Here is a 1,380-nt window from a genome sequence, read left to right as displayed (position 1 = left end):
TGCCGGGGTGAGGGTCGAGGTCCTCGCAGGATTGAGGTTCCTACACGCTCTTCCCCGAAGGACCTCGACGTGCCTGACGCTACCTTCGCTCGCCCGGACTTGACCACTTTCTGCCGTCTCGATGAGCTCGGTTTGGAGGTGACCGGCCAGCGCCTGGAACCGGACCGGGCGGTGTTGGCGTGCCGGGTGACGGCGTGCGACCGGGTATGTGGCTGCGGCGGGGAGGGTGTCCCGCGGGATACGGTGGTGCGCAGGCTCGCTCACGAGCCGTTCGGGTGGCGTCCGACGACCCTGCTGATCACTGTCCGCCGCTACCGGTGCTCCGACTGCGGCCGGGTGTGGCGCCAGGACACCACCGCAGCGGCTGAACCACGCGCCCGCCTGTCCCGCCGCGGCCTGCGGTGGGCACTCGAAGCGCTGGTCACACAGCATCTGACCGTCGCCCGGATCGCCGATGCCCTGGGCGTCGCATGGAACACCGCCAACGACGCCGTCCTCGCCGAAGGCAAGCGGATGCTGATCGACGACCCGGGCCGGTTCGACGGTGTCACGGTGATCGGGGTGGACGAGCACGTGTGGCGGCACACCCGCCGCGGCGAGAAGTACGTGACCGTGATCATCGACCTGACCGGCATCCGCGACGGGACCGGCCCTGCTCGGCTGCTGGACATGGTCGAGGGCCGCTCCAAGCAGGCCTTCAAGTCCTGGCTGGCCGACCGGGAGCAGGCGTGGCGGGATCGGGTGGAGGTGGTGGCGATGGACGGGTTCACCGGATTCAAAACCGCTGCCGCGGAAGAACTCCCGCAAGCACAGACGGTGATGGATCCGTTTCACGTCGTCCGCTTGGCCGGTGACGCGTTGGACCGGTGCCGCCGCCGCGTGCAGCAGGACGTGCACGGGCATCGCGGGCGCACGACCGACCCGCTCTACCGGGCCCGCCGGACCCTGCACACCGGTATCGATCTGCTCACCGACCGGCAGAAGCAGCGTCTGGAGGCGGTGTTCGCGGTCGACGAGTACGCCGAGGTCGAAGCCGCATGGACCGTCTACCAGCAGGCGGTGCAGGCCTACCGGACGCCTGACCGGGCCACCGGACGGACGCTGATGGCCGAGCTGATCACCACCATCGGCCATGGCGTCCCCGCGGCGCTCATCGAGGTGATCACCCTCGGCCGGACGCTGACCAACCGGGCCGCGGACGTGCTCGCCTACTTCGACCGGCCCGGCACCAGCAACGGCCCCACCGAAGCCATCAACGGCAGACTCGAGCACCTGCGCGGCTCCGCCCTCGGGTTCCGCAACCTCACCCACTACATCGCACGATCACTGCTGGAAGCCGGCGGCTTCCGACCGCGACTACACCCCGGATTGTGAAGAGCC

General features: G+C 69.5%; 1 protein-coding gene. It reads left to right on the top strand.

The annotated features are described in order from the left end of the window. The first annotated feature begins 69 nt into the window (after positions 1 to 69). The gene (locus tag ABD908_RS27325) at positions 70 to 1,374 is read left to right on the top strand and encodes an ISL3 family transposase (protein ID WP_345002048.1); all 1,305 of its coding nucleotides are present in this window, start codon (positions 70 to 72) and stop codon (positions 1,372 to 1,374) included. Positions 1,375 to 1,380 lie beyond the last annotated feature (6 nt).

It is taken from the genome of Tsukamurella soli, assembly GCF_039541155.1.
Taxonomy (GTDB): Bacteria; Actinomycetota; Actinomycetes; order Mycobacteriales; family Mycobacteriaceae; genus Tsukamurella; species Tsukamurella soli.
The sequence above is the reverse complement of the archived record's forward strand: the minus strand, read 5'-3'. Positions and strand labels throughout refer to the sequence as shown.